Raw genomic sequence first — 21,229 nt, 5'->3', positions numbered from 1 at the left:
AATCCGTCGTCTTTTCTTCTGCCAAAACTCAAAAACATAACAAGAGGTTTTGTGATGAAAACAACCACGTCCGGGCTTTATGAGAAGCCTGCGTTGCAACGCACCCTGAGCAACCGCCATATCCAGTTGATGGCCATGGGCGGTGCAATCGGCACCGGTCTGTTCATGGGCTCCGGCAAGATCATTGCGCTGTCCGGCACCTCGATCATCCTGATCTACATGATCATCGGGCTCTTTGTGTATTTCGTCATGCGCGCCATGGGCGAACTCCTGCTGTCGAACCTCAACTTCAAGAGCTTCGCCGACTTTGCCGGCGCCTACCTTGGGCCGCGCGCGGCGTTTTTCCTGGGCTGGTCGTATTGGTTGAGCTGGAGCGTGGCGGTGATCGGGGACGCGGTGGTGGTCGGTGGTTTCTTCCAGTACTGGTTCCCCCATGTGCCGGCCTGGATGCCGGCAGTGGGCATGCTGCTCACGTTGTTTGCGTTGAATGTATTGACGGTCAGGCTGTTTGGCGAAGTGGAGTTCTGGTTCGCGATCATCAAGCTCATTGCCGTGCTGACCTTGATCGGCGTGAGTGGGGTCCTGATCGCCAGTTCGTTTGTCTCGCCGACCGGCGTCACGGCTTCATTCACCCATTTATTGGACCCGCAGGCCGCGTTTCCCAATGGCCTGTTCGGCTTTTTTGCCGGGTTCCAGATGGCGATTTTCTCCTTTGCCGGCACCGAGCTGATCGGCACCGCCGCCGCCGAAACCCGTGCGCCGGAGAAGACGCTGCCCAAGGCAATCAACTCGATCCCGCTGCGCATCATCCTGTTCTACGTGCTGGCCCTGGCATGCATCATCGCGGTGACCTCATGGCAGCACGTCTCGCCGAGCAAGAGCCCGTTCGTGGAGTTGTTCCTGGTGGCGGGGTTTCCGGCAGCGGCGGGCATCGTCAATTTCGTCGTGCTGACCTCGGCGGCATCGTCGGCCAACAGTGGCGTGTTTTCCGCCAGCCGCATGTTGTTCGGCTTGGCAGACCTGGGGGATGCACCGGGGATCTTCCGGCGTTTGTCCAAGAGCAGCGTGCCGTTTATCAGCCTGGCCTTTACCACCTTGCTGATGTTGCTGGGGCTGGTGTTGCTGTTTGTCGTGCCGGAGGTGATGACCGCCTTTACCATCGTGTCAACCGTGTCGGCAATCCTGGTGATCTTTACCTGGTCGACGATCCTGGCGTCCTACATTGCCTACCGCAAAAAACGTCCGGACCTGCATGCCAAATCCCTCTACAAGATGCCTGGTGGGGTGCTGATGGCCTGGTTCTCGCTGGCGTTTCTCGCGTTTGTGCTGGGCCTGCTGGCGTTGCGGCCGGATACACGCCTGGCGCTGTGCGTGATGCCGGCCTGGTTTATCTGGCTGTGGATCGCCTACCCGTTCTCGCGTTTTCAGGGTGCCAGTTTGGTAAAGACATAATCCCGATCCTTCACCAATGCCTGGTGGCACGCAAAGCACGTCTGGTGCTGCGCTTCATCGGCCGGCTTGCCATTGATGAACCGGCCGAACCCCCAGCCTCCGGTGGACGCGTATTTCTTCGAGTCCTTGACCATGAACTGTACCGTGGTCGCCGCGCCGGGGATGGACGCAGTCTTGAACTCCGGCGACTGTTCATGCTTCCACGCCAATTTGGCCAGGACGGTGCCATCCGGGAAAGGCAGTTTGCCCTCTCGGTAAGCCTTGAGCGCGGCACTGTTGCCCAGCACCACGCGCAGCTCGTTCAACGGATCGGCCTCCTGGGCGGGCGCCACCAATTCCCACTGGCGGTAGCCGTTGGGAATGGTCACGCCGTAGATCGGTGACGGAGCGCTGTCGGCCAAGGCACAGGCCGAACTCGCCAGGGCCAATGCGGCCATGCACAGGCGCTTCATCACAGGTGATCCGCGTCAATGATTGCCTTGGCAAACGCTTCGGGCGCTTCCTGAGGCAGGTTGTGGCCCACACCGCCGTTGATCAGGCGGAACGCGTACTTGCCGGTAAAACGCTTGGCGTAATCTTCAGGTTGAGGGTGCGGGGCGCCGTTGGCATCGCCTTCGAGGGTGATGGTCGGCACGCCAATCGACGGCGCCTGGGCGAGTTTCTGCTCCAAGGGCTCGTACTGCGTTTCCCCCTGCACCAGACCCAGGCGCCAGCGGTAGTTGAACACGGTGATCGCGACATGGTCCGGGTTCTCCAGGCCCTTGGCGCTGCGGTCGAAGGTGGCGTCATCGAACTTCCATTGCGGCGAAGCCAGTTGCCAGATCAGCTTGGCAAAATCGTGGGTGTTCTTCTGATAACCGGCGGCACCGCGCTCGGTCGCAAAGTAGAACTGATACCACCATTGCAGCTCGGCTTTAGGCGGCAAAGGATTCTTGCCCGCCGCCTGGTTGCCGATCAGGTAACCGCTGACCGACACCAGCGCCTTGACCCGTTCCGGCCACAGCGCTGAAACGATGTTCGCCGAACGCGCGCCCCAGTCGTAGCCGCCGAGTACGGCTTGTTTGATCTTCAGCGCGTCCATGAAGTCGATCACATCACTGGCCAGCGCCGCCGGTTGGCCGTTGCGCAGGGTCTTGTCCGAGAGGAAACGGGTGTCGCCATAGCCCCGGGCGTAGGGGATCAACACGCGATAACCCTTGGCCGCCAGCAGCGGGGCGACCTGGGCGTAGCTGTCGATATCGTAGGGCCAGCCATGCAGCAAGATCACCGCCGGCCCCGTGGCCGGGCCAACTTCGGCGTAGGCCACATCCAGCAGACCGGCCTTGATGTGCTTGAGGGCACCGAAGGCCGTTTGCGCGCTGGTGACGGCGCGGGTGGGCGCGTCGGGCATTTCGGCATGGGCCACGGCCAGCACACCGAATTGCGACAAGGCCAGGGCCAGGAAAAGGGATCGGTGTGTGAAGCGGCGAGTCAATTGAGCGTGCATGGCGAGCCTCCTGCGGCTGAATGTGTGCCTGCTGCTCAGTTGAACGCCGCGTTGTATCTGTGCTGTTTCAGGAAACCGCTTGAGTTAAAGACGGTGTATCCCAGTGGGCTCTGTACACATTGCGATACAAACCCTGCGCTACGACAGCACGATCTCATAAGGTTCGCGCATTCTCTCCAGCAGCACCTGGGCCAGCATGGGCGCCAGGCCGATCGCCGGATCACCGGCCAACTGGCTGGCATAGGCGTGGGCGGCGTGAAGCTTGCGCGCCACGCTCCAGGTGTCCAGGCGCACCTTGCGTGCGCGTTGCCAGGGGATGATCGCGCCTTCGCGAGCGGGCCAGTGCCAGGCCCAGATCGGCAGTTCATACAGCTGCGCGCCCACCAGGGCGCAGGCCTTGGCGCTGGCGCGGCCGACGCTGTCGTGGTCGTCATTGCCATCGTTGCGCCAAGTACTGAACACCACATCGCCCGACTGCAGGTAGCGCGCAATGAACTGACTCAGTTGCGGCTCACGGGAGGCGAGGGCGTTGTCGCAGAAACCGCCGCGAATCCACTTCAGGCTGTGCAAGGGCATACCGAGGCGCCGCAAGGCTTCAGCACTTTCCTGAGGGCGCACCACACTGAGGCGGCTGGCCGGCCAGACGTTGGAGCCAGGATGGCTGGCACTGCCATCCGTGATGGAGATCAGTTGCAGCGGGTGTTCCAGCGTGCTGAGCAGTTGCAGCAGGCCGCCACAGGCCAGCACTTCGTCGCCGGGATGGGGCGCGACGATGACCACGCGTGCGCCGGGTGGCACCAATGAGGACGGGGAGATAGGAGGAATTTGCGCCAGCTGCGGGGCGCTGTTCCAGATTTGCTCAGGGCCGCGACGGCCGTCGCTTAAGGAAGCAAGCTTCATGGGGTGTCACATCCTTGTCGGTTGATGCTGGGTCGTGGCCCGTTGACGGGACGACGCTCTTTTTCCACCACAGGCTCTGCCGCAGTGGTTGCATGGCACTCCAACCCTGGAACGCTAGCAAGGCGTCATCAGCATAGACAAGGATTGGTCGGTTTTACATTTTGTAATGTCGCTTTTTTCAAGTGGCGAGCATCAGGCTCTTCAAGTAATCCCCGAAACCGCCCTGTGCGCGGGCATCCAGGCGCGCACTGGTGATCACTTGCGGGGAATGGCTCCAAGCGATGGAGGCGCCACACAGCTCCAGGTTACGCACCAACTGCACATCCTCATGGCACGGCAGGGGGTCGAAACCACCGGCGCGGACATAGGCACTGGCACTCACTCCCAGGTTGGCACCGTGGATATGCCGGTGACCGTCCCGCGCCTCGTAACCCTGGTGATAACGAATCTGTGCGGCAGGGTCAAAATCCTCGCTCCAGGTGTCCACAGTGACAGTGCCACACACGGCATCGGCGCCCAGCGCCAATTGGGCCACCAGCCAATCTGGCGCCACGCGGCTGTCGGCGTCGGTGCACGAAATCCAGCGGGCGCCCTGATTGAGCAGATGCCGCGCACCCACGCCACGCACGTGACCCACATTGCGTGCCTGGACTTCCAGGCATTGCACCGGGTAGGCCTGGGCAATCGCGGCGCTGCCGTCGCTGCAACTGTCCAGCACCACCAGGACCACGACGGTTTCACCCAGTAAACCCGGATGGCTGGCCGCGATCAGTGCCGCTTTCAGGCAGTCGCCCAGCAGCGCCTCTTCGTTGTGTACCGGGATCAGAATGCCGATCATCGCAAGCCCTCAAGGGTAGCGACCGAAGTGCCGTCGCGGCTCCACAGGTCGAGAAGGAAGTCGTGTTCGTGATGAGTGGCCACGCGGGGCATGTCCAAACGCTCGTGGAGCAGGGCGTGCACCTGTTCGCCAGTGTGCGGGCAGCCTTCGATGACGGGGCGCCAATGGCACGCCAGTAGCTGACCGTCGACGGTCAACGACGCGCGGGCACGATCAATAAGTGCGCACAGGTCATCGGCGTCGAGGTAATAACACAACTCGCTCAATACGATCAGCTCGAACTGGCCCGTGGGCCACTGTTCGGGCAAACGGCTTTGTTGCACCTGGGCATGCGAAAAGCCCAACAAACGACTGCGCGCCAACGCAACGGCCGCCGATGCCGTGTCGCAACACAGCAAGCGGTCACAGCGGGCTGCCAGCTCGAAGCTCAGTTCGCCATTGGCGCAACCGGGCTCGAACACCGAGGTGTAGCGCGCACGCGTGAGCAGTGCCAGGGTCAACGCGCGTTTGCGGCGCTCGTACCAGCGTTGACGGAAGGCCCAGGGGTCATCGTTCCCGGCGAACAGTTGGTCGAAATACGGGGTAGCCACACTCATACGAATACCACTTCAAAAGGTTGCAGCAGGCGCTCCACCACGTAGGGCGCCAACACGGGCCCCAGACCGATCTGCGGATCGCCCTCCAACTGGCTGGCGAAGGCATGGATGGCGTGGCGTTTGCGAGCTACCGCTTCACAGCTCAACGGGATTTTGCGGGCGCGGTGCCAGGGCACCTGGCTGTCTTCGGGGGTTGCCCAATGCCAGGTCCACACCGGCAGTTCATACAGGGTGGCGCCTAACGCAAGGGAGGCCTTGGCGCTGGCACGGCCGACGGCCTCATGGTCGCAATGACCGTCTTCGCGCCAGGTGGTGAACACCACGTCGGTGGGTTTGAGATAACGCTGAATGAAGGCCGTCAGTTCTTCTTCCCGCGCTGCCACCTTGCTGTCGGTAAACCCTGCGCGCAGCCATTGCAGACTGTGCAGCGGCAAGCCGAGACGATGCAGGGCCTGCGCCGATTCCTGGGGGCGCACGACACTCAAACGCTCAACCGGCCAACGCCGCGAGCCCGGATGACTGGCACTGCCATCGGTGACCGAAATCAGTTGGATCGCTCGGCCCAGCGCCGCTAGACCCTGCATCAGGCCACCGCAACCCAGCACCTCATCATCTGGGTGGGGCGCAACGATCACCGCGCGATGACCTTCGGGCACCAACTGCTCAACACTGATCCACTGCAGTTCGGCCAGCTTTGACGACGCCTGCCATCGATGCAGCGGCGTGCCTTGGCCGACGATCGGATTGGGTTTCATAATTGCCACCTCCCTGGGGGTTCACCGGCGACGCATTCGCCGAGGCTGGCCAAGTCGCGTTCGGCGTGACTCTGGCGCACATACACCGGCAAGTCCGCCATCAACTGGGCGAAGTGCGGATCCTTGCAATAAGGCCCGGCTCCGACGGCCCGGCCGACGTGGCGCATGACTTGCTCGACCGTGTCTTCGATGCAGGCCCGCGTCTGTTGGGCCCACATCCTGGCATTGGCCTTTGGGGCGTGGTCGACCCGTTCCGCGCTGGCGCGCAGTACACACGCGGCACTGTTCAGCGCGCTGTCGACCGCGCCAAGGTGGGCGAGGGCATGGGGCTCAGGGCGCTTGCTGCACTGGTCACGCAGGACTTCCGCCAGGCGTTGCGCCGCGCCGTACCAGCAGGCGGCAATGCCAATGCCGCCTTGCCAGAAACCCGGGCGGGCGAGGTAATCCCCCGGTCCGCCCACGGCGATCCCCCAGGCTTCGTCAAACACGACGTCCACACTGCCGGTGGCGGCCATGCCCACGGCGTTCCAACCTTCGTCCGACACGATGATGCCCGGTTGATCCATGGCAACCGCCACCAACTGCTGGCGGTCTTCTTCGTCCCAGGCCGTCAACAACCCATGGCTGACCACCGCCGCGCCGGAGCACCAGGCCTTACGCCCTTGTACCTTAAGGCGATGGCCGTCTTTGAACACGCGCACCTTGGCGGTGGGGGGCTCGGCTGCCCACATGCCCCAGGTGCTACCCAAGGGCGGTGACGGGCTATTGAGTTCAGCCATGATTGCCAGCGCATCGGTGTGGCCTTCGAACAGCTTGCACAAGCGCAGGTCATGGCCTGCCACCTGCGCCAGGCGACTGAACCGTTCGAGCGTCTGACCGCTGCCCGGCAAAGGCAGTTGGTCCAGGCCTTCTTCCTGAAGTGCCTTCAGGGCCGCGCCCAGGGCGTGCGTGTCCGCATAGCCCCGGTAGCCTTGAAGGATTCCATGCGGAGCCATGTCACACCTCGTCTTCACGCTGCAATTCAAACAGGAGCAACGAACGGCCGGTCACCGCGTACTCATGATCGAAATCAAAGCGCTCCTGGCCCCGCACTGCTGGGGAATTGGTATCAAGCATGCAGGTCCAGAACTCGCCTTCGGGCACCGGTGGCAGACGGAAATTGACCATGTCGTGATGGGCGTTGACCACCAGCAGCAAGGTGGCATCCGCGCCGGCACGGCGGATCCCGGTTTCCTGCGCACGGCCATCCATCAGCATCCCCAGGCAACGGCCGTGGCTGTCTTCCCACTGTTCGGTGGTCATTTCATTGCCATCCGGCGCGAGCCAGGTGACGTCCTTCACGCCGATATCTTCGTTGTAGTCGCCCACCAGGAAGCGTCCACGCCGCAGAATCGGGTAGGCCAGGCGCAGTTTGATCAGGCGTTTCACAAACTTGAGCAGGGCCTTGCCGTCGTCGTCCAAGTCCCAGTTGACCCAGCCGATCTCGCTGTCCTGGCAGTAGGCGTTGTTGTTGCCGTGCTGGGTACGGGCGAACTCATCACCCGCCACGATCATCGGTGTACCTTGGGCCAGCAGCAGGGTTGCGAAAAAATTGCGCATCTGGCGCAGGCGCAGTTCGTTGATTTCCGGGTCATCGGTCGGTCCTTCGACGCCGTGGTTCCAGGACAGGTTGTTGTTGCTGCCGTCCTGGTTGTTTTCGTCGTTGGCTTCGTTGTGCTTGTCGTTGTAGGACACCAGGTCGTGCAGGGTGAAACCATCATGTGCGGTGATGAAGTTCACCGAGCTGTAGGGGCGGCGGCCCCGATGGTTGAACATCTCGCCCGAAGCGGTCATGCGCCCGGCAAAATCCGCCAACTGGCCGTCATCGCCTTTCCAGAACGCGCGCACGGTGTCGCGGAAACGGTCGTTCCATTCGACCCAGCCCGGTGGGAAGTTACCCACCTGATAGCCGCCTGGGCCGCAGTCCCAGGGCTCGGCGATCAGTTTGAGCTGGCGCAATACCGGGTCCTGGCGACAGGCGACCAGGAAACTGTGGCGCTCATCGAAACCATCGCGGTAACGGCCAAGAATAGTCGCCAGGTCGAAGCGGAAACCGTCGACGTGCATCTCATTGGCCCAGTAACGCAAGGAGTCGGTGACCATCTGCAACACGCACGGATGGCTCAGGTCCAGGGTATTGCCGGTGCCGGAATCGTTGATATAAAAGCGCTTGTCATCGGGCATCAGACGGTAGTACGACGCGTTGTCGATACCGCGCATGGACAGGGTCGGGCCGCGCTCGTTGCCTTCGGCGGTGTGGTTGTAGACCACGTCGAGAATCACTTCCAGCTTCTGCTCATGCAGGTGCGCGACCATTTCCTTGAACTCGGCGATCTTGCCGCTGGCCAGGTAACGCGGGTCAGGGGCGAAAAACGCGATGCTGTTGTAACCCCAATAGTTCGTCATGCCTTTTTGCAGCAGGTGCTGGTCATTGACGAAGGCATGCACGGGCAGCAATTCGACCGACGATACGCCCAACTGGCGAATGTGCTTGAGTACGTCGTCTTCCATCAGCCCGGCGCAGGTGCCGCGCACGGATTCGCCCACGGAAGGGTGGCGCATGCTGATGCCGCGCAGGTGGGTCTCGTAGATGATCGTGCGATCCCATGGCACACGCACGGGTTGGTCATTGCCCCAGGTGTGTGCCGGGTCGATGACCTTGCACTTGGGCACGAAGGGCGCACTGTCGCGTTCGTCGAAACTGAGGTCGTCGTCCGGGTGGCCGATGGTGTAGCCAAACAGTGCTTCGGACCACTTCAGTTCGCCCACCAGTTGCTTGGCATAGGGGTCGATCAGCAATTTGTTGTGGTTGAAACGATGGCCATTGGCCGGGTCATACGCGCCGTACACGCGGTAGCCGTAAATCAGCCCGGGGTGGGCGTCGGGCAGGTAACCGTGGAAGGTTTCGTCGGTGTATTCCGGCAGTTCGATTCGCTCCAGTTCCACTTCGCCGGAATCATCGAAGAGGCACAGCTCGACCTTGGTCGCGTTGGCCGAGAACAAGGCAAAGTTGACGCCCAGGCCGTCCCAAGTGGCGCCAAGGGGGAAGGGCAAACCTTCACGAATTCGCGACGGCTCATTGCCCGGCGTCGAAGGGGTTTTATCGGGTTTGCGCATTGAGTTGCTCCTGCAAGGGTCTTTTTTCAGGCCGAACGCGGCCTTGCTGACGATATTTCAGCTGAGAGTCTGGTAGTTGAAATCACCTCTTGCCGACAGCGTCGGCAAGAGGTGAGGGGTCAAGGCTTGGGCTTTTTCGGCGCGGCTGGCTTTTTAGCGGCCGGTGGCGCCGGCTTGCTGGCCGCGGCCGTCGCGGGCTTGGCTTTTGCCGGCGGCTTGGGGGCGCCAGCCTTGGGTTTGACGGCTGCCTTGGGCTTGCTCGGCGTCAGCGCTTCGGCCTCCGCCAGTTTGCGCGCCATCTCCCAGTGCCGCGCATCTTCACCATGGGGTTTGCCTTCGGACTCCCAGATCTGATGCGCCAGTTCGCGTATGCGTTTGTCTTCAGTACTCATCACAATGCTCCTCACAGAAAATTTTCAGCTTTCTTGATCATCAGGATTGATAAAGACATTGACCGGGAAATCCCCCAGGGCAGCGCTAACCAACAGCTCCTTGTCTGGTGTGACTGCGCCTGTATGAAAAAGTCCCTTCCAGTTTTGAGTTGTCGCGGCGAACGGTAGTTTCACCCGTGTATCGCCCCAAACCTGCGCATTGATCTGGGGATGCACACCGTTTTCAAGCAGGTCATGGGGCCAACGTGGCACCACCACCAGCAAGCGTTTGCCCTGGTGTTCGCGACAAAAGGCGACCACCCGCTCGGCGTGTTTGCCGACCACTTCCAGCGGTGTGTAGGTGGCGCTGCGGAACAGCTCGGGATGGGCCATGCGCACGGCCAACACCTGAGCAATCAGCGCCTGTTTGATACGCCCGTCACGCCAGTTGAACAACAGTTCGCCGATATCCGCAGGGGTAGCCAGCGCCTCTTGCCGTGCACTGAAATCCACCGGGCGACGGTTGTCCGGGTCTACCAGGCTGAAATCCCAGAACTCAACGCCCTGGTACAGGTCCGGTACACCTGGCACGGTGAGACGAAGCAAGGATTGCGCCAGGCCATTCAGCGCACCGGCAGGGGCGATCGCTTGAGCAGCATTGCCGATGGCGGTCCGTAGAGCGCGGCCGTCCTCGCTTAGCAGCAGCCGTGAAAGGAACGCTTCGACGCCTTGTTCATAAGCCTCGTTGGGCGCGCTCCAGCTGCTCTGCAACTTGGCTTCGCGCAGGGCTTTTTGTTGCCACTGCCACAGGCGCTGCTGGTAGGCAGCAAAGTCAGCGCCCTGATCCAGCGGCCAACTGCCCAGCAGGACCTGATACAGGATCAATTCATCGCCGGCCGACGGCGTGCTTGCATCGGTACGCAACGGCGCGGCGAGGGTGCGCCAATGCTCCACCTGTTCGACGTACCACGGCGCGCACTCACTCAACACCGCCAGGCGTGCGCGAGTGTCTTCGCCGCGCTTGTGGTCATGGGTGGCAGTGGCCAGCAGGTTGTGGGGAAAAGTCTGCAGGCGCTGCTGGTTGACCGCATGAAAGTCGCTCAATGGCGCGCTGAACTGTTCCGTGCTGAAGCCCACGTCGTTGCGCGACAGCAGTACCGCCGAGCGATAGAACGCGGTGTCTTCCACGGCCTTGGCGGCGGCGGGGGAAGTCAATTGCTGGAAGCGCACACAAGCATGCTTGAGGATCTTGCGTTCACGGCCCACCGGGCGATTTCGCCAGGGCTCACCGCCCAGCCATTTTTCCAGGTGGTCGAGCACCGGCCAGTCGCCTTCGCCCAGGGTTGTGCGTGCGCCGTCCATGGCTTGCTTGAATAGCGTGTCGTCAGCAGCGCTGCGCCCACGCGCGCTGATGTAGGTGCGGTACACCGGGAAATGCACAATCAGTTCCTGCAAGGCACGGCGGATGGCACCTAGTGTCAGGTCGCGGGTCATCACATCGTCGCGGGCCACTTGCAGCAGGGCTTGTGCCACGCTTTCAAAGTCGCCGCCGAGGGAGCCGTTGAGGATTTGCTGGCGCGCCAGCCGCGCTTCTTCGATGAACGCCGCAGGCCGTTCACTGTGACGGGTCCACAATTGGGCCAAAGGCTCGAAGCCGTCCGGGTGATGTTGCAGCAGGGACAGCTGGTTCATGAACTCGTAGCCGGTAGTGCCGTCCACTTGCCAATCGGTGCGCAGGGTTTCGCCTTCGCCGAGGATCTTCTCCACGAAGATCGGCAAATGCCGGTCCGGCGCCAGCGCATCCACCCGGCGGCGCAGTTTGCGGCAATACCCGCGCGGGTCGGCAAGGCCGTCGATATGGTCGATGCGCAGGCCATCCACCAGGCCTTCGCTGATCAGTTCGAAGATCTTGCCATGGGTGGCTTCAAATACCGCGGTGCGCTCTACGCGCAAGCCGCCCAATTCGTTGACATCGAAGAAGCGTCGCCAGTTGATGTCGTCCGCTGCGGTGCGCCAGCTGGCGAGGCGATAGGCCTGTTGTTCGAGCAGATTATGCAGGCGGTCGAAGTCGAACGTCGCCAGCTGCGCCTCGATGGCCTGGCGTACGGGTTCTTCAGTGGCCCGTTCGGCCAGTGCCTGTTTGAGCCAGGCGGCTTCGTGGTAAGCATCGTCCTGGTAGGCCAGGGCGCTGAAGCGGTCGGACAACGGCCTGAGTAATTCATCGTTACCCAGGATCGTCGCGTAATCCCGTGGGCATATCGGAAAACGATGTTCGTAATGCTCAACGTAGAACGCGCCGTGGGTCGCATCAAACTGCAGGCTCACGGTGCCGTTCTGCAAGGCTTCGCCGTAATCGCTGCCAAGGAACGGCATCAGTAACTGGCCTTTGAGCAGCGGGTCGGGCGAGTGCCACTGGATATCGAAGAACTCGCTGTAGGGGCTCATGCGCCCCCATTCCAGCAGGTCCAGCCACCAAGGATTATCCGCACCACCCACCGCCATATGGTTGGAGACGATATCGAGGATCAGGCCCATCCCGTGTTCACGCAACGCGGCGACCAGACGACGCAAGGCGGCTTCGCCTCCCAATTCCGGGTTTACGCGGGTGGGGTCGACCACGTCGTAGCCGTGCATGGAACCGGCGCGGGCGCTGAGCAGCGGTGAAGCGTACAGGTGGCTGATGCCGAGACGGGCGAAGTAGGGCACCAGCGGCACCGCGTCGTCCAGGGTGAAACCTTTATGGAATTGCAGGCGCTGGGTAGCGCGCAGGGGCAGTGCTTTCATCGGTCACGCTCGTAGGCTTGGTTGCGCGCGACGGCCAACAGTTCGAGGCGGCGTGCTGCGCCGGCATTGTCGAGCAGGCTTGACGCCTCGCCCGGCAGGCGGCGGCGCCAATTAGGGTGGGTGTCGGTGGTGCCAGGGAGGTTGGCCTGTTCCTCCACGCCGAGGGCGTCCTCCAGTGGCAACAGCACCAGCGGGGCGCGGGTATGGCCGAGGTAACGCACGCTGGCGTCGATCATATGGTCGGTTTCATTGCGGATTTCTTCGACGAAGTTCTGCGGGTCCTGGCTCAAGGCCTGGCGCAGCGCCTGGCGTTCGCGCAGGCGGTGTTCGCTCCATTGTTCCACGGTGGGCGCATCGATCAGGCCAAGCTGGACGTTCCAGTCGATATCACGGCTGTGCCACCAACCGTTGAGGGTCGGCAGGTCATGGGTGCTGGTGGTGGCCAGGGCGTTGTCCGGCCAGTCGAGGATCGGCTTGAACTGGCCGTCGTGGTTTTGCTCGAACAACAACACGCGCATACCCAGGATCGAGCGCGCGATAAGTTTTTCGCGCAGGCCGTCCGGTACCGTGCCCAAGTCTTCTCCGAGCACGATCGCGTGGTGGCGGTGGGATTCCAAGGCCAGCAGGCGCAGCAGGTCGTCCACTGGGTAATACAGGTAGGCGCCTTCACGCGGCGAGGCACCCATGGGGATCACCCATAGGCGTTGCAGGCCCATCACATGGTCGATGCGCAAGCCACCGGCATGGGCGAAGTTGGCGCGCAGCATTTCGATAAATGCACGGAAACCATGGCGCTTAAGCCCTTCTGGGGAGAACGCGGAGATGCCCCAGCCTTGGCCGGCACGGTTGAGGATATCGGGTGGCGCGCCCACGGTCAGATTCGCAAGCAATTCGTCCTGGCGACTCCAGGCCTGGCTGCCACCGCCGTCAGCGCCCACGGCCAGGTCTGCAATCAAGCCGACGCCCATGCCACTGCCGCGGGCAGCTTGTTGCGCACGTTCCAGGCAGCGGGCGATCAGCCACTGGCTGAAGGCGAAATAGCCGATCTCATCCGCGTTTGCTGCGGCGAAAGCGACCAGCGCCGGGCTCTGCGGGTTGCGCCAGTCTTCGGGCCAGTGGCGCCAGTCGAGGTCTTCACCTTTGGCGGCACGCGCCGCTTGCACGGCTTCGAAGCGACAGTGGTTTTCCAGCGCTTCACCACCGGCCTGGCGGAAACTCAAGAAGTCGGCGTGTTGTGGATGCTGGCCGTGGCGGAAGTCCTCATACAGCGCCCGCAGCAGGCGTTGCTTGGCCTTGGCGGCCGTGGGCCAGTCGATGAGGGTGTGTTGTTCCAGGTCGTGCAGCTCATCCGTCAGGCCTAAAGCGTCGATGGCATTGCGCACTTCGCGCTCACCCAGGATGCAGCCCGGCGAGGCGTACAAACTGTTGAGGAACAAACGACTCGACGGCGAATACGGGCTGTAGCGCTCGGTGTCGGCGCTGAACATCGCGTGCATTGGGCTGATCGCCAGGGCATCGGCACCGCGCTCGGCGGCCGAACGGGCCAGGTGTTCCAGGGCCAGGGTGTCGCCAAACCCGCCATCGCCCAGGCGGCGCAAGCTATACAGTTGCGCGCTGAGGCCCCAGGCGCGGGCCGGGCGGCTGTCGACGGCCTCGGCCACGCTGTAGCAATGGGTAGGCGCGACGGCCAAGGTGAAGGTCTGTTCGGCGATATGCACCTGGTGATAACCGAGTGCGATGACGCCCGGCAGCACCGCGTCGCCATCGAGGCGCAGATCCAGGGTTTCGCCGTCTTCGAGGCTGACTCGACACAGGGTGTCGGGTTCAAAGTAGCGGGCCAGGTCCAGGCCTTCGCCGCTGTCGATGGTCATCAGCGGCGGCAGGTGTGTGTCTTGTTGCGCTCGTTCCAGTTCGAGCAGGCTGGCGTCGACCTCGGCATCGCTGTCGGCCGGGTGGCCCAGACCTTTGAGAACGGCGCGCAGGGCGTCGGGTTTTACACGTTGCGGGCGGCCGTTTGCGTCGATCCAATCGACGGCCAGTCCCGCTCGGCTGGCGAGGATTTCCAGGTTCGCTTCGCTCAAGGGTGCTCTCCAACAGGGGATAGGGTAACGCGTGCGCTGTACGGCGGCAGGTGGGCACCGAGGTTGGCAGGCGTTTCGAAAAGGACAGGCCCCGCGGCCGGATGATCCAGCGGCGTGGCACTCAGGTTGAGGTCGATCTGCAGCAGACTGCCATTACCCAGGCGCCAGCGCGCGCTGACGGCACCGTCGGCCAGCACCTGCGCGCCCAGCGCGAGGCTGCCCGGCACGTGCGGCACGATGTGGTGGTGGCGCAGGTTCAGCAGTTGGCGGTAGAGCTGGGCGTGTGGATGGTCTGCAAAGGTCGGGGCCGACTGCTGGAAAGTCGCCAGCGCATTGGGATCAGGGATGCGTTCACGTCGCTGCGGGTCATGGAACGCGGCGAAGTCGGCGAACTCGTTACGACGGCCTTCGCGTACGGCTTCCGCCAGTTCGCCATGGTGGTCGGTAAAAAACAGGAAGGGCTCGCTGGCGTTGACTTCGTCGCCCATGAACATCAGCGGGATCATGGGTGAGAGCAGCAGCAGGGCCGTCGCCGCCTCTAACGCCTGGGGCGAGCACAGTTGATGCAGGCGCTCGCCCAGGGCACGGTTGCCGATCTGGTCATGATTCTGCAAAAACGCCACAAACGCGCTCGGCGGCAGGTGCCCGCTGGGTTCGCCGCGTTCATGGCCATGGCGAGTGGTATGGCCCTGGTAGATAAAGCCTTCGCCCAGGCAGCGCGCCAGTTTGGCGGTAGGCGCCTGGGCAAAGTCGCTGTAATAGGCGTCGGTTTCGCCGGTCAGCAGTACGTGTAGGACGTTATGAAAGTCATCATTCCATTGCGCGTCAAAATCGTGCTGCAGGAGGCTGGCTTGATTAAGTTCGTTTTCCAGCATCAGCCAGACGTGTCGGCCCGTGTCGACTTGCTCACGAACGCGGTGAGCCAGTTGTTTGAGAAAGTCCGGGTTATCGATGGCGTGTACGGCGTCCAGGCGTAGGCCGTCGAAGCGATATTCGAGCAGCCACATCAAGGCGTTATCCAGGAAGAAGTCCCGTACTTCACGCCGATCGAAGTCGATACCCGCGCCCCAGGGCGTGTGCACGTCTTCCTGGAAGAAGCCTTTGGCGTATTGGCCAAGGTAGTTACCGTCGGGGCCGAAGTGGTTGTAAACGACGTCGAGGATTACCGCCAGGCCATGTTCGTGGGCACTGTCGATCAGGTGCTTGAGTTGGTCGGGCGTGCCGTAGGAGGCTTGGGGCGCGTAGGGCAGGACGCCGTCGTAACCCCAGTTGCGTTCACCGGGAAATTGCGCCAGCGGCATCAATTCAATGGCAGTCACGCCCAGCTCGGCCAGGCGTGGCAGATGTTTCTCGACGCCGGCATAGCCGCCCATCGCGCCGACGTGCAGCTCATAAATGACGGCCTCGTGCCAGGGGCGGCCTTGCCACTGGCTGTGACGCCATTGATAGGCGAGGGGATCGACCACCACGCTCCAACCGTGTACATCCGAGGCCTGGGCCCTGGAGGCAGGGTCGGGTACATCCATTTCCCCGTCGATATTGAAGCGGTAGCGCGTGCCCGCCGGGCACGCTATTTCAGTTTCAAACCAGCCTTCTGCCTGGGGCAGCATGGCGACGGACTTGCCGTTTTCCAATTCAACGCTGACATAAAACGCGTCTGGCGCCCACAAGGCAAAACGCGTGTGTTGCGCGTCCAGCATGATTGCGCCGTGGGGCCAGGTTTCCAGAGTCCGTAACGGCATCTATAGAGACCTCCCGTTGGTTATTTAGCGGATTTCCCCAGTGCTTTAGCCACCAGTTGCTCATACAGTTCGGCGTAGGGTTCCACCGCCTGGCTCCAATTGAACGGTTGTGTCATCGCCCGGCAGCGCATGGCATTGAGCAGGCCAGGGTAGGCAAACACCTTGAACGCGCGGCTCAAGGCTTCTTTGTAGCTGTCGACCGTGGATTCATTGAACAGAAAACCGGTCACGCCATTTTCGATGGTGTCAGCCAAGCCGCCGGTATTGCGCGCGACCGGCAGCGAGCCGAAGCGCTGGGCATACATTTGGCTCAGGCCGCACGGCTCATAGCGCGACGGCATCAGCAGGAAGTCACTGCCGGCGAACATGCGCCGGGCATCGGTCTCGTTGAAGCCGATGCGCACACCGATCTGGCCGGGAAAGCGCAGCGCCAGTTCACGCATGGCATTCTCTTCTTCCGGTTCGCCGCGACCGATGATCGCGATCTGCCCACCTTGCTCGACAATAAAGCTGGCAACGGCTTCAGTCAGGTCCAGGCCTTTCTGGAACACCAGGCGTGAGACCACGGCGAACAGTGGGCCGGTGGATTCACTCAGGCCAAACAGCTCGCGCACTTGAGCGGCGTTAACCGCTTTGCCCTCCCAGTCGCCTATGTTGAAGTTGTGAGTCAGGTGCGGGTCGGTGGAGGTTTCCCAGCTGTCTTCAATGCCGTTGGGAATGCCGCTGAGCAAGCCTTGCTGGGTCTTGCTGGCCAGAAAGCCATCCAGGCCGCAGCCGAATTCAGGGGTGGTGATTTCCCGGGCGTAGGTGGCGCTCACCGTGGTGATGTGGCTGGAGTACGCCATGCCGGCCTTGAGGTAGGACATCTTGCCGTAGAACTCCATGCCTTCCTGCTGCAGGGCGTGGGGCGGAATGCCCAGTTCCGGCGTGGAGGCCAGGCTGATCACGCCTTGGTAGGCCAGGTTATGAATGGTGAACAGCGTCGGCGTGCGTGACCCACGCCAGTGCATATACGCCGGCGCCAGGCCAGCGGGCCAGTCGTGGGCGTGCACCAGGTCCGGGCACCAGTGGATCTGCGCAAGGTTAGCGGCCATGTCGGCGGCGGCCAGGCCCAGGCGGGCGAAACGAATGTGGTTGTCCGGCCAGTCGCGGCCGTTGTTGGCGCCGTAGGGCGTGCCTTCGCGCTCATACAACTCGGGGCAGATCAGTACATAGATGACCAGGCCGTCCTTGAGGTCCATTCGCCCGATCTTGCAGGGTGGCAGCGCGGCGTGGCCACCCAGCTCACCGATGATATGGATCGGGTTATCGCTTTCCATCACCTGCGGGTAGCCCGGAATCAGCACCCGCACATCGTGCAGGTGGGCCATGGCGCGGGGCAGGGCCGCGGACACATCGCCCAGGCCGCCGGTCTTTACCAGGTCGGCGAATTCGGAGGTCACGAACAGGACTTTCTTGCGATTAGGATTCTGACTCACGATCGGCCGCACAGTGGTGGGCAGGTCGACCAGCGAAGGTCCCCCTACCGGCTGACTGACACGCTCTCCCTGAATATTTACAGCGGCACTGATCATAGTTCTCTCCCACATGTTGGTCGGCTAATGGCCCGCTGCCACTAGCTCCGATGACCGCATCCTGCGGCCAGGCGCGCAAGCACTGTACAAACTGGCAAGGCGTATGCCAGTTGCACGGTTAGCCAAAAAAGATTGGATGGACGGGCATTTCGCGTGAATCACGCGTGCTCGCCTACCTTAAAACTGGACCTACGGCAGAGTTGGAAAGTTTCGATTTTTTGCGGGGTTTTTGTTTTGGAACGGACCCATCGGTCATCAGTCTAGGACATATCCTAGAGCCCGTAGGGTTTCTACGAAGATTTTGTAGGACAAAATACTTGTAACGATATGCTGCTTTGAATTCGGCCTTTAAGCCGCAGGCGCGAGCGTGCTCGCGAAAACCATCGCGGCGCCACTGCGCATCAGGTAGAACGCGGTGCTCTCGGGCTTTCCGCGAGCACGCTCGCTCCTACAGGGGGCGTTATGGCAATCACACCATGGGGCGCACGCTCCTGATTGGTGCGTCAGCCCAGCACGCGAATGGGCGCGCCGTTCGCCCACGCTTGAATGTCTTCGATCATCTGCGCGTAGAACCGCCGATAATTCTGTTCGCTCACATACCCCACATGGGGCGTGGCCAGTACGTTTGGCAGGCGACGGAACGGGTGGTCCACCGGCAAGGGTTCCTCGGTATACACGTCCAGCGCCGCTCCTGCCAGGCGACCGCTTTCCAAGGCCTGCACCAGCGCCGACTCATCCACAATCGGCCCACGGGCGGTGTTAACCAGGCGAGCGCTCGGTTTCATCCACCCCAGCGCCTCGGCATCCACCAGCCCCCGGCTGCGGTCACTGAGCACGAGGTGCACGGTAAGAATATCTGCCTGTTCAAACAGGGCTTGCTTGCTGACCCAGGTCACGCCCGATTCCGCCGCACGTTCTGGCGTAAGGTTTTCGCTCCAGGCAATTACCCGCATGCCGAACACCTGGGCAAACTTCGCCACTTTCTGGCCAATGCTGCCCAGGCCGAGAACCCCCAGGGTTTTGCCGTACAGATCGCCACCCAGGCCAACCTGCCAGTGGCCTGCACGCAAGGCGTTGGCCTCGGCCAGCAGGTTGCGCGTAGAGGCCATGATCAGCGCCCAGGTCAACTCCGGTGCTGCGTGTTTATAGCTGTCGGTGCCGCATACCGTGATGCCCAGCGCCCTGGCAGCCGGTAGGTCAATGGCTGCGTTGCGCATGCCGCCGGTCACCAGCAGCTTGAGCTTCGGCAAACCTTGCAGCAGGGCCTTGTCGAAGGTCGAGCGTTCGCGCATCACGCAAATCACCTCGAAACCCTTCAAACGCTCGATCATGGTGGCGGTGTCCGTCGGGTAGTCGTGCAGGAAATGCACCTGGCCCACGGCCTCTAGCACCGACCAATTCACCACGTCACTGGCCACATGCTGCCAATCATCAATGACTGCGATCTGTACCGACATTCACGAGTGCCTCGTTAAAGGTTGGATTAAAGCGCGTTCAAGCCCTGCAACAGCGCCGTGTGAAACCGGGCCGGTTCCTCCATCTGCGGTGCATGCCCCAGGCCCGGGAATTCCACCAGGGTTGCATGAGGAATCAATTGGGCCACTTGTTTGCCCAGCACGGCATAGTCACCAAGCTTGGCCTTGACCGCCGGCGGCGCGACGTCTTTGCCAATGGCAGTGTTGTCCGACGTGCCGATCAGCAGCAGCGTGGGCATCTGCAGGTTCTTGAACTCGTAGTACACCGGCTGGGTGAAGATCATGTCGTAAATCAACGCTGAGTTCCATGCAACCCGCGTATGCCCCGGGCCGTTGCTCAGACCGGCGTACATGTCCACCCAACGCTCGTACTCGGGCTTCCAGCGCCCGACATAGTAGGTGTTGAGCTGGTAGTTTCGAATGCCGTCGGCATTGACTTTCAACTCACGCGCATACCATTGGTCGACGGTGAGGGAGGGCACCCCCAGCGCCTTCCAGTCTTCCAGGCCGATGGGGTTTACCAGGCCAAGCTGCTCGGTCTGCTCGGGAAACATCAGCGCGTAACGCGTGGCGAGCATCCCACCGGTTGAATGGCCGATGACGGTGGCCTTTTGAATGCCGAGCTTTTCCAGCAGTTGATGGGTGTTGGTCGCCAACTGTTGGAAGCTGTATTGATAATGGTCGGGCTTGCTGGAACTGCAGAAGCCGATCTGGTCCGGCGCGATCACCTGGTAACCGGCGTCGCTGAGGGCCTTGATCGAGCTTTCCCAGGTGGCGCCGCAGAAGTTCTTGCCATGCATCAGCACCACGCTGCGGCCGTTGGCCTGCCCTTTGGCGGGCACATCCATATAACCCATCTGCAGTGACGTGCCTTGGGATTGAAATTCGAAATGCTGAAGCGGGTAGGGGTATTCAAAGCCTTGCAGCTCGGGACCGTACGTAGCGGCGAATGCCGGGGCGGCGGTGGCGGCGAGCAGGCTGGCGATGCAAAAAGCGCGGGTCAGGGGCATTGGCAGGGCTCCGAGAAGGGTGCTCGGATGCTGTTGCGAGACGATTAAGTGGGGATTAACACCCATTGCAACGCCACGGCAGCCAGCACGCCATAACGCACGCTTTTGGCCAGGGTCACCAGCAATAGGAATCGCCATAACGGCTCGCGCATCACCCCGGCCACCAGGGTCAGCGGGTCGCCAATGATCGGCACCCAACTGAGCAACAGCGTCCAATGCCCCCAGCGCTCGTAATGATTGCGAGCCTTGTCCAACTGTTTGTCGCTGACGGGAAACCAGCGTCGTGTCTTGAAGTGCTCAACCCAGCGCCCCAGCCACCAGTTCACCACCGAGCCCAGCACATTGCCCAGCGTGGCAATGCCCAGCAACAGCCACAGGCTGTAATGCCCGCTGAGCAGCAAGCCCACCAGCACGGCTTCCGATTGCAGTGGCAGCAGTGTCGCGGCGCCAAAGGCGGCGAAGAATAACCCCAGATAGCCCGCGATCATTGCGCCGGGTATTCAGCCACCACCACGTCTTTGCCCTCACGGGTCAGGCCAATGACTTGATAGGCCTCGCTGCGGCCTTCGACTTCCATGCCGGGTGAGCCCATGGGCATGCCCGGCGCGGCGACGCCCAGCAGGTCGTCACGTTTGCGCAAGGCCAGCACCTGTTCGGCAGGCACATGGCCCTCGACGAACTTGCCGTCGATCACGGCCGTGTGGCACGAACCCAGGCGCGGCGCCACGCCCAGGCGTTGCTTGACGGCGCTCATGTCGGCTTCGACGTGGTCATTGACCTTAAAGCCATTGCTTTGCAGGTGGCTGATCCATTTTTTGCAGCAACCGCAGTTGGCGTCGCGGTGCACGTCGATGGGGATCAGCTCGGCAGCTTGGGCCAGGGTAGTGGTGAAGAGGGCTGACAGCAGGGCCAGGCGCAATGTGGTTTTCATAGAAACTCGCGTGTAGGAGATGGCCGTTGGGATGGCGGCGATCATGACGCTGTCATCGCAGGCAAGCCAGCGCCTGGC

18 protein-coding genes are annotated in these 21,229 nt (G+C 62.1%); 1 reads left to right on the top strand and 17 read right to left on the bottom strand.

Annotated elements, in window-relative coordinates; all coding sequences use genetic code 11:
• Positions 1-54: 54 nt before the first annotated feature.
• On the top strand, positions 55-1,452 hold the full coding sequence (locus PF1751_RS14295) for an amino acid permease (RefSeq protein ID WP_010210197.1): 1,398 nt from the start codon (positions 55-57) through the stop codon (positions 1,450-1,452).
• Here PF1751_RS14295 and PF1751_RS14290 read toward each other — a convergent pair.
• The 17 genes from PF1751_RS14290 to PF1751_RS14210 all read right to left on the bottom strand — a co-directional run bounded on the left by PF1751_RS14290 (position 1,425) and on the right by PF1751_RS14210 (position 21,151).
• Positions 1,425-1,904 (bottom strand): cytochrome P460 family protein, encoded by a 480-nt coding sequence (locus tag PF1751_RS14290; RefSeq protein ID WP_044287255.1) that lies wholly within the window; start codon positions 1,902-1,904, stop codon positions 1,425-1,427. The genes PF1751_RS14295 and PF1751_RS14290 overlap by 28 nt on opposite strands.
• Positions 1,904-2,938, bottom strand: coding sequence for an alpha/beta fold hydrolase (locus PF1751_RS14285; RefSeq protein WP_044287254.1), 1,035 nt, complete (start codon positions 2,936-2,938; stop codon positions 1,904-1,906). The genes PF1751_RS14290 and PF1751_RS14285 overlap by 1 nt, the downstream gene beginning before the upstream one ends.
• 138 nt (positions 2,939-3,076) lie before the next feature.
• The gene (locus tag PF1751_RS14280) at positions 3,077-3,838 is read right to left on the bottom strand and encodes a PIG-L deacetylase family protein (RefSeq protein ID WP_010210200.1); all 762 of its coding nucleotides are present in this window, start codon (positions 3,836-3,838) and stop codon (positions 3,077-3,079) included.
• A 178-nt stretch (positions 3,839-4,016) separates the two neighbouring features.
• On the bottom strand, positions 4,017-4,676 hold the full coding sequence (locus PF1751_RS14275; RefSeq protein WP_044287253.1) for a glycosyltransferase family 2 protein: 660 nt from the start codon (positions 4,674-4,676) through the stop codon (positions 4,017-4,019).
• Entirely contained in the window at positions 4,673-5,272 is a 600-nt protein-coding gene (locus PF1751_RS14270) for an SAM-dependent methyltransferase (RefSeq protein WP_010210204.1), read from the bottom strand. The genes PF1751_RS14275 and PF1751_RS14270 overlap by 4 nt, the downstream gene beginning before the upstream one ends.
• Positions 5,269-6,027: a PIG-L deacetylase family protein gene (locus tag PF1751_RS14265; RefSeq protein WP_044287252.1), complete on the bottom strand. Its 759-nt coding sequence runs from the start codon at positions 6,025-6,027 to the stop codon at positions 5,269-5,271. The genes PF1751_RS14270 and PF1751_RS14265 overlap by 4 nt, the downstream gene beginning before the upstream one ends.
• Positions 6,024-7,022: an acyl-CoA dehydrogenase family protein gene (locus PF1751_RS14260; protein ID WP_042572292.1), complete on the bottom strand. Its 999-nt coding sequence runs from the start codon at positions 7,020-7,022 to the stop codon at positions 6,024-6,026. The genes PF1751_RS14265 and PF1751_RS14260 overlap by 4 nt, the downstream gene beginning before the upstream one ends.
• Before the next feature lies 1 nt (position 7,023).
• On the bottom strand, positions 7,024-9,183 hold the full coding sequence (glgX, locus tag PF1751_RS14255) for a glycogen debranching protein GlgX (RefSeq protein WP_010210210.1): 2,160 nt from the start codon (positions 9,181-9,183) through the stop codon (positions 7,024-7,026).
• A gap of 119 nt (positions 9,184-9,302) precedes the next feature.
• Entirely contained in the window at positions 9,303-9,575 is a 273-nt protein-coding gene (locus PF1751_RS14250) for a DUF2934 domain-containing protein (protein ID WP_010210212.1), read from the bottom strand.
• A 24-nt stretch (positions 9,576-9,599) separates the two neighbouring features.
• Positions 9,600-12,338 carry a malto-oligosyltrehalose synthase gene (locus PF1751_RS14245; protein ID WP_042572293.1) on the bottom strand — a complete coding sequence of 913 codons (2,739 nt, stop codon included), beginning with the start codon at positions 12,336-12,338 and terminating at the stop codon, positions 9,600-9,602.
• The gene (gene malQ / locus PF1751_RS14240; protein WP_010210215.1) at positions 12,335-14,419 is read right to left on the bottom strand and encodes a 4-alpha-glucanotransferase; all 2,085 of its coding nucleotides are present in this window, start codon (positions 14,417-14,419) and stop codon (positions 12,335-12,337) included. Before malQ ends, PF1751_RS14245 begins: the two co-directional genes overlap by 4 nt.
• Complete coding sequence (gene treZ, locus PF1751_RS14235) at positions 14,416-16,161, bottom strand: malto-oligosyltrehalose trehalohydrolase (protein ID WP_044287251.1); 1,746 nt, start codon at positions 16,159-16,161, stop codon at positions 14,416-14,418. Before treZ ends, malQ begins: the two co-directional genes overlap by 4 nt.
• A 20-nt stretch (positions 16,162-16,181) precedes the next feature.
• On the bottom strand, positions 16,182-17,735 hold the full coding sequence (glgA, locus tag PF1751_RS14230; protein ID WP_010210217.1) for a glycogen synthase GlgA: 1,554 nt from the start codon (positions 17,733-17,735) through the stop codon (positions 16,182-16,184).
• Positions 17,736-18,238: 503 nt separating this feature from the next.
• Positions 18,239-19,192, bottom strand: a complete 954-nt coding sequence (locus tag PF1751_RS14225) for a D-2-hydroxyacid dehydrogenase family protein (RefSeq protein ID WP_044287250.1) — start codon at positions 19,190-19,192, stop codon at positions 18,239-18,241.
• Between the two features lie 26 nt (positions 19,193-19,218).
• Positions 19,219-20,220 carry an alpha/beta fold hydrolase gene (locus PF1751_RS14220; RefSeq protein WP_044287249.1) on the bottom strand — a complete coding sequence of 334 codons (1,002 nt, stop codon included), beginning with the start codon at positions 20,218-20,220 and terminating at the stop codon, positions 19,219-19,221.
• Positions 20,221-20,264: 44 nt separating this feature from the next.
• Positions 20,265-20,708: a YqaA family protein gene (locus PF1751_RS14215; RefSeq protein ID WP_010210225.1), complete on the bottom strand. Its 444-nt coding sequence runs from the start codon at positions 20,706-20,708 to the stop codon at positions 20,265-20,267.
• Positions 20,705-21,151, bottom strand: a complete 447-nt coding sequence (locus tag PF1751_RS14210) for a DUF411 domain-containing protein (protein ID WP_044287248.1) — start codon at positions 21,149-21,151, stop codon at positions 20,705-20,707. The genes PF1751_RS14215 and PF1751_RS14210 overlap by 4 nt, the downstream gene beginning before the upstream one ends.
• Positions 21,152-21,229 lie beyond the last annotated feature (78 nt).

Source organism: Pseudomonas simiae, assembly GCF_000934565.1.
GTDB lineage: Bacteria > Pseudomonadota > Gammaproteobacteria > Pseudomonadales > Pseudomonadaceae > Aquipseudomonas > Aquipseudomonas simiae.
This window is presented reverse-complemented; position numbering and strand designations above follow the sequence as displayed.